7 protein-coding genes are annotated in these 7,558 nt (G+C 42.3%); all 7 read right to left on the bottom strand.

Annotated elements, in window-relative coordinates:
• Positions 1–41: 41 nt before the first annotated feature.
• Positions 42–1,115: a thiamine pyrophosphate-binding protein gene (locus ACTNDS_RS15275; RefSeq protein ID WP_441036683.1), complete on the bottom strand. Its 1,074-nt coding sequence runs from the start codon at positions 1,113–1,115 to the stop codon at positions 42–44.
• A 287-nt stretch (positions 1,116–1,402) separates the two neighbouring features.
• The gene (locus ACTNDS_RS15270) at positions 1,403–1,735 is read right to left on the bottom strand and encodes a hypothetical protein (RefSeq protein WP_441036682.1); all 333 of its coding nucleotides are present in this window, start codon (positions 1,733–1,735) and stop codon (positions 1,403–1,405) included.
• A gap of 103 nt (positions 1,736–1,838) precedes the next feature.
• Positions 1,839–2,873 (bottom strand): glycosyltransferase, encoded by a 1,035-nt coding sequence (locus tag ACTNDS_RS15265; protein WP_441036686.1) that lies wholly within the window; start codon positions 2,871–2,873, stop codon positions 1,839–1,841.
• A gap of 136 nt (positions 2,874–3,009) precedes the next feature.
• Positions 3,010–4,461, bottom strand: a complete 1,452-nt coding sequence (locus tag ACTNDS_RS15260) for a sugar transferase (protein WP_441036681.1) — start codon at positions 4,459–4,461, stop codon at positions 3,010–3,012.
• A gap of 63 nt (positions 4,462–4,524) precedes the next feature.
• Positions 4,525–4,707 carry a hypothetical protein gene (locus ACTNDS_RS15255; protein ID WP_441036680.1) on the bottom strand — a complete coding sequence of 61 codons (183 nt, stop codon included), beginning with the start codon at positions 4,705–4,707 and terminating at the stop codon, positions 4,525–4,527.
• A 142-nt stretch (positions 4,708–4,849) separates the two neighbouring features.
• Entirely contained in the window at positions 4,850–5,467 is a 618-nt protein-coding gene (gene loaP / locus ACTNDS_RS15250; RefSeq protein ID WP_441036679.1) for an antiterminator LoaP, read from the bottom strand.
• A 206-nt stretch (positions 5,468–5,673) separates the two neighbouring features.
• Complete coding sequence (gene glmS, locus ACTNDS_RS15245) at positions 5,674–7,515, bottom strand: glutamine--fructose-6-phosphate transaminase (isomerizing) (RefSeq protein WP_441036678.1); 1,842 nt, start codon at positions 7,513–7,515, stop codon at positions 5,674–5,676.
• Positions 7,516–7,558 lie beyond the last annotated feature (43 nt).

Below are 7,558 nucleotides of genomic sequence, written 5' to 3'. Positions count from 1 at the left end.
ATCATTAATTCGACAGCAAAATTTTACATATCTATTTCTTATCAGAAAGATTTACTTTCCATAGACACAAGAATTTTTACACCCTCTTTTACTACATTAAGTTCATCAATACATGTATTATAAAATGATGTATTTACCTCATTCCCTGCGAGATAGTGATTGAAAAATTCTTCTTCTGTCATTTCAAACACATATTTTAGTTTTCCGAATGTGTCACGTAACTCTCCATCAGGATTTATTCTCCATACATTTTTAGCTTTTAGTGAATACCCCGGTGCATGTACATCTCCAATGTGAATTAGTAAATCAATATCGTCTAACAACAAAGATTTACAAATCGTTTGCTGTGCCATAACATTAGCAAATACACGGTATTTTCCTTTGTAGTTACTTGTATGATCACAAAGAACTATACTATTATGCCTCTCGCAAAAGAAATCTACAGCTTCGGTAAGAGAATTGTTCCATTTCAAGTGAGAACCTACAAAAATCGCCACTCTTCCGTTTACTAAAGCAGGAAACTCGTCTTTTGCTTCGACCCTGTAAATTGCTCTAATATTAGGCAATTGTTTAACGGAATAATCTGTACTATAGTTTGTTTCAAGATTGATATGAACTGGGCCACACCCTCTATGATTCAACTCTAGTATTGCTTTATTGACCATAATTACATCATTCCACTCGCTTTCACGATCATAGACAAGTGGCACCTGTACGCTTATTTTCGCAACATCTTTTGGTAATTGAGTTCTATCTGTTACCTGATCTATATTATGTCCTATTCTATAGTTTCTTCTTGAACAGGTAATAACAAGGACTGGCAATTTTCTATAAAAAGCTTCTGTCATAGCTGGTAAATAATTTCTTGATGCAGTTGCCCCGGTACACGTAATAACAACAGGTTCACCGCTTTCTGCAGCTAATCCACATGCCATATATCCAGCTGAACGCTCTTCTGGAGCTGAGTACATTTCAAAATACGAATCTCTCTGCATACTTGAAACTAAACAAATATTTGTAGTCCCTGGGCTGGCTATAATCTTTCTAATACCGTGAGCTTTCAATAAAGCTATAACAATCTGTGCATTGCGTTCGTTAGTATAGTAATAAGGCATAAATATTCCTCCGTAAGTAAATTTTTACAAACAATTTCTAAGACCAAAATAAAACAATCCATCAACTGAAAATATGTGAACTCTTTCCTAGAACATTCACTGTGTCAGTCATCAATATTTATTACTATAAATGAGCATATTTTCAGTTTGCACAAAGGAAGACGCCATTTGTCCATAAGTAAAAGACAAATAATTCGCTTTAATCCTTGTATTGAAAACAAAATTGTGCAGTATCACAAATTTACTCATTTATAGTTTATTACTTTAGAATAAGATTCTAAAAGATTTCAGGTCCTAATTATTTGTCTAATATCATTTTCAAATTGATTATTCTTTGATTTAGCTAAGTATCCCATCTGTGGAAAATCAATATTAATTATATCTATATCTTCGGTAGCAATGCATTTTTCAACATCTTTAATAAATTCTGGATTAATTCTTGTTGAGACTGTATAAGGATATCTAATATAACTTATTAACAGCTTTACAATACTTTTTTCTCTTTTATACCCCTTTACGCTTTTGCAATGTTCATTTAGTACTTGACTAGCGTTTTTTTCATCCTCATTATTATAAAAATAAAACAAATAAATATCATTATCTTTCCACAACTGTTCCATTCTTTTATAAACGCCTACCAAACCTAATCTTTCGGTGCTGGTATTAGTGAAAATGCTTAGAAATAGTACATATAAGGTAGGGTGGGAAGAATGGTAAACCAATCTACCAGACCATTCTTCGCCAATGAAATGTAATCATTCCAACTACCCTCGCTACCATAATGGGTATTTGCAACACCATTTCTTCTATTGTTGTTAAAATCAGTTTCGGTATCCACCTCAAAAGACCCCCCATATTTTTCTCTGTATCTATGTATGCTGCAAATATCGTCAGTCCGATTTGCACCAAAGCATATCCGACAAACGCCACCGAAAAAAAAGGAAACATATTCTTGTCTATCAGCAAAACCGTATAAATCACCCAAAATATCGGTCCAAGTAATTCAACCATAAGCTGATAGCACATTGTTACGAGTCCCAATAGTCCATAGCGTGGGTTGGCAATCAAATTATGGTGCTTGATGAGACAATCCATCAAGCCTCTTTGCCACCTGTCCCTTTGATGCAATAATCTTTTGATGCTATGTGGCACTCCGGTATAACAGACAGCAGTTGGTTCATAAACAATCTGTTTCTTTGATTGCTGAAAGCCTTGCTTTTGCAATCGCAGAACTAGCTCCATATCTTCCCCAACAGTATCGATATCGTATCCATTCATTCCCAGAAGAGTGCTTTTGCGAAAGACCCCAAACGCCCCTGAAATCAGACACTGTGCGTTTAACCTGGCAAATATCCGCCTGGAAAGCTGAAATGCCTTCATATATTCACAGAACTGAATTGCTTCTAGCTGAGAAGAATCTTCTCTTTTGACGAGTAAGCGTCCACCGACAGCAACCACTTCATCATTACGGAAATGCTTTACCGCCTCAGAAAGAGCGTCTTCCTGTAAGACACAATCAGCATCAAGCACACAAATCAAATCATTTCTTGCATGCCTTATTCCTTCATTCAAGGCGTTTCCCTTTCCCTTTTTTCGGATATAAATCTCTCGCAGCAAAAAAAACGAATCCTGATAAAAGACATCTTTTTCAGCCACGTCTGTGCCCTGCGGAAGGTCTTGGATACCATTTCTGAGAATCAAAATCTCGCAATTCGGGCATTCCTGTCGCATAACAGATTCTATTGTTTCGTTTACGATTCTGAGTCCGGTTAAAGGAATCAGAATACTTACCGAAAAGCAGATTTATTTATCATCCTTATCTCCTCTGCTATAGTTTAACGACATTCCGGATCAAACAGTGGATAGGTTCTCCCCGTCCGCTATCATCATTTTCTCACACCGATCCATCCTTTCTAATCACCACCATTACTGTCTTCAGCAATATCTTCAAATCCAACCCAATATCCCAATTCTCAATATACTCTTTGTCTAACTTCACCACTTCCTCAAAATCCGTAATATCACTTCTTCCACTAACCTGCCACATTCCCGTAATCCCCGGCTTTATCGCCAGCCGTGCCCTGTGATGTAATTCATAGAGATTCGTTTCTGATATTAACGGTGGCCTGGTTCCCACAATGGACATATCACCTTTCAGTACATTGAAGAACTGAGGAAATTCATCAATACTTGTACGCCTTATAAAATCACCAACCCCCGTCTTCCGAGTCCCATCCGGCAAAATCTTATTCCCAATAACCCGAGGATCGAAATCCAGCTTAAACATTTTTCCATCCCCTAATTTGTTATCCTTCATCAGTTCTGCTTTTCGTTCTTCCGCATCCATATACATACTGCGGAATTTATACATCTTAAACTTCTTTCCGTTCTTTCCCACACGCTCCTGAGAAAAAAAGATGGGTCCCGGTGATGCAATGTAAATAGCCGGTGCGACAAAAACAAACAGGATGGCAGTAAAGATGCATCCTACCAGTCCTCCTGCTATATCCATCAATCTTTTTAAACAAAGCTGGCGGGCTGACGCATAATTGATGCTTGTAGTCAGTACTGTATAATTACCGATTTTTTCCACAAACTGCCGTTTCCCTGATTCGCTGTTGATCTTTGCCAGATTCAGGTGCACGGTCACACCAGTTTCTGAAAACTGTTCCAACAGTTTGTCCGGGTAAGGGATTTCTTCTGGTGTAACCACCAATACCTCATCGATCCATTCCCGGCATACGTATTCCGCAGCGTTTTCTGCATTAGCTACAACCTGAATTCCCGCAATCTTCTGACCAGTCAGATCACGGTCAAGCAGAACTACTCCGGAGATCACATATCTGGAGTAGTTCTGCTCCTGAACATTATGGATTACTTTTGAAGCCATCTTCTCAGTGGTTACAATAAGCAGAGAATGGTTTCCGACTTCCTTTCTCCTGCTCTGCAAAAATCTTTTCCACAGGATTCTGGTAATGTAAGCCAACAGAGTATACAACACAAATGTCGAAATCATAGCCAGTCTGGAATACATCTGCCCTTGCTGTATGAGGAACAGATAAAGGACAGACACAGCTCCCATCACGATACTCTGATAGGCGGTGATCAGAAACTCCCTGTAATACCCTCTCTTCAGCACATTTCTTAGAGTGCCAAGCAGAAAAAGAACTGCAAGGTCTGCCACTTCTATATAAATTGACATATTCCGATAAAGCATGGTCTGATAGGGATTAAACCCATATCCGCTTAATCCGTAAGCCAGCACAAAAGCCAGCTGCAGACAAATCATATCCAACAGGATAAAATCCCAATGCTTCAGCCATCCATCCGTATCTTTTCTATACACGTTTTCATATTCTCCTTCTTGTTACGTTTTCTCCCTCTTTATGATTGCGTCTGACACAGTCATTTAACTTTTGGAAATAATTTCCAGACCTACATAGAGTGTCTGTGTACCCTCTCCAGCCGGCACTTCCAGCCTGGCCAGTCTCTTGTGTCGGTCAATTTTCCTGATCAGGGATTCCTTGCCCTGCAGGGGTCCCTGGGTAACATAGGTCTGCCCCTCACGGATATGCCCTTTTGACAGTGACATATGCTTTTCCTCTCCACTTACACGGTGTGATTCTGACAAATTCAAGAATACCCCGGCATTCCTGCTGCTATATGACTAGAATCCTGCGCCAAATCTCACTTATGTTAGACCTGATTACACTATAAAAGGCACCCCCGCAGGATTACATTTCCTGCAGGCATGCCTCTGTGTTTTTCTCTTTATTTTTTTCGATAATCTCCAGCCCTACCTTCATATCCACCGTCCTCCCGAACATATCCAGTGACAGCACTGCAATCCGTTTGTGTCTGTCAATTTTCCGGATGGCTCCTTCCATTCCCTGGAGGGGGCCGCTTATGATATGTACCTGGTCGCCTTGGATGATTCCCTGGGAAAGCCGTACCAACTGTTCTTTGTCTCCGCCCATGCGGATAAGCAGCTCCACTTCCTGGTCTGTAAGTGGGACGATGGTTTCTCCTGTGCCGATGATTCGGGTCATGCCTATGACATGTTTCAGGTTTTCCATAAGGGGTTCCAGATTTTCGGCAATTAAAAAGACATATCCGGGAAAGAGGATTCTTTCCTGAATATGCCATTGGCCTTGAAATCGTTTTTTCTGTTGATAGTAGGGGATAAAACAGCGCTCTAGAATGCGTCTGTCTATAGTCCGCTGACATTGGCAGCGGATATTTTCTTCGGTGCCTGTGCGCACCTGCATCACATACCACATAAACAGTTTTCCTCCATTTTGGGTATGCTTCGCCATTTCGTCTGCCACAGGGCAGGCGAATCTTTTGTTCAAGATATGTCCATCCATACCTTTAAACGCGGCAAAGCGACGATTTAAAGAACATAGATTTCAGGATATGGACAGGAAGCTTTTCAGAACGATTCCTGTCACTTCATGTTGTATTATAATCATATTTGTATGATAATGCAACCTTTTGTGGAAAATTTGTGAACTTTTGCAGAATTCTGTATCATTATTGCCTGTGTTCACGTTCACTATTACTCCACAGTCACACTCTTAGCCAGGTTTCTTGGCTTGTCTACATCCAGGCCTTTGGCTACGCTGACGTAGTAGCCCAGAAGCTGTAAGGGAATCACTGCCAGTGAGGTGGCGAAGTGTTCGTCTGTTTTGGGGATGTATACGGTGAAGTCTGCGGTGTCTTCGATGTTGTAGTGGCCGAAGGTGGTCAGGCCCATAAGGTAGGCACCGCGGCTTTTGCATTCTACCATGTTGGAGATGGTTTTTTCATACAGGTGGTTCTGGGTCAGGATGCCGATTACCAGGGTTCCCTCCTCAATGAGGGAGATGGTTCCGTGCTTCAGCTCTCCTGCTGCATAGGCCTCTGTATGTACATAGCTGACTTCCTTCATTTTCAGACTGCCTTCCATACTGATGGCATAGTCAATGCCTCGGCCGATGAAAAAGGCATCCTTTGCATTGGCCTGTTTGGCTGCAAACCACTGGATCCGCTCTCTGTCATCCTCCAGGATCTTGCTGATCTTGTCCGGGATGGTCTGTAATTCTGTGATCAGTTCCTGATATTTTTCCTCGTCAAGCTCTCCTCTTACCTTACCGAACTGGATAGCCAGTGCATAGGCTGCGATCAGCTGGGTGCTGTAGGCCTTGGTGGTGGCTACGGAGATTTCCGGGCCTGCCAGAGTGTAGAATACGTTGTCTGCCTCTCTGGCGATGGAGGAACCTACTACATTGACAATTCCCAGGGTGCGCAGACCATGCTTTTTGGATTCACGGAGTGCTGCCAGGCTGTCTGCAGTTTCTCCGGACTGGCTGACAATGATCACCAGACCGTTAGGATCCAGGATGGGATTTCTGTAGCGGAATTCAGATGCCAGCTCCACACGTACCGGGATTTTGGCCAGGTCTTCGATTACATACTGAGCTGCTATTCCCACATGATAGGCAGAACCACAGGCTACAATATAAATCTGGCTGATCTTCTGGATATCCTCATCTGTAAGGCCCACCTCTGACAGATCGATAGCTCCGTCTTTTAATACGGAGTTCAGGGTATCCCGGACTGCCTTGGGCTGTTCGTGGATCTCTTTCATCATGAAATGCTCAAAGCCTGCCTTCTCTGCTGCCTCTGCATCCCACTCAATGGTCTTTTTCTCTTTCTGAATCTCATCTCCGTCCAGGTTGTAGAAGGTGATGTTACCTTTCTGTACACGGGCCATTTCCATGTTTCCGATATAATATACGTTTCTGGTGTATTTCAGGATAGCCGGCACATCGGAGGCGATGTAGGAGGCTCCCTCCTCTACACCCAGGATCATAGGGCTGTCCTTACGTGCCACATAGATTTCCCCAGGATAGTCCCTGAACATAATAGCCAGTGCGTAGGAGCCGCGGATGCGGACCATGGCGTGGTTGATGGCATCTACCGGTGTGCCCAGATATTTTTTGTAATAATAGTCTACCAGCTTGACTGCTACCTCTGTGTCTGTAGAGGAATAGAACTCATAGCCCTTGCGAATAAGCTTATCCTTCAGCTCCTGGTAGTTCTCGATGATTCCGTTGTGGACAGCTACTACATTGCCATCATCACTCATATGGGGATGGGCGTTGATCTCAGAGGGTTCTCCGTGGGTGGCCCATCTGGTATGTCCGATTCCACAGGTACCGGGTACGGATTCTCCATCGTTGGTTTTCTCTGCCAGAACCTTCAGTCTGCCCTTTGCTTTGATGATTTCTGTATTTTTGTCGCCGTCACGGACTGCTATTCCTGCTGAGTCATAGCCTCTGTACTCCAGTCTGGAGAGACCATGGAGCAGAATTGGCGCTGCCTGACTGTTACCTGTATATCCTACAATTCCACACATTTTTTATTCCTCCCTGTCTAAATTGAAGCGTGTTTGTAAAATC

Source organism: Blautia sp. HCP3S3_C12 (genome assembly GCF_052064155.1).
GTDB lineage: Bacteria > Bacillota > Clostridia > Lachnospirales > Lachnospiraceae > Blautia_A.
The sequence above is the reverse complement of the archived record's forward strand: the minus strand, read 5'-3'. Positions and strand labels throughout refer to the sequence as shown.

Bases quoted from the DNA above. Each gene is read 5' to 3' on its own strand.
- ACTNDS_RS15275 (WP_441036683.1), bottom strand. From the start codon at position 1,115: ATGCCTTATTACTATACTAACGAACGCAATGCACAGATTGTTATAGCT.
- ACTNDS_RS15270 (WP_441036682.1), bottom strand. From the start codon at position 1,735: ATGGAACAGTTGTGGAAAGATAATGATATTTATTTGTTTTATTTTTAT.
- ACTNDS_RS15255 (WP_441036680.1), bottom strand. From the start codon at position 4,707: ATGTCACTGTCAAAAGGGCATATCCGTGAGGGGCAGACCTATGTTACC.
- glmS (WP_441036678.1), bottom strand. From the start codon at position 7,515: ATGTGTGGAATTGTAGGATATACAGGTAACAGTCAGGCAGCGCCAATT.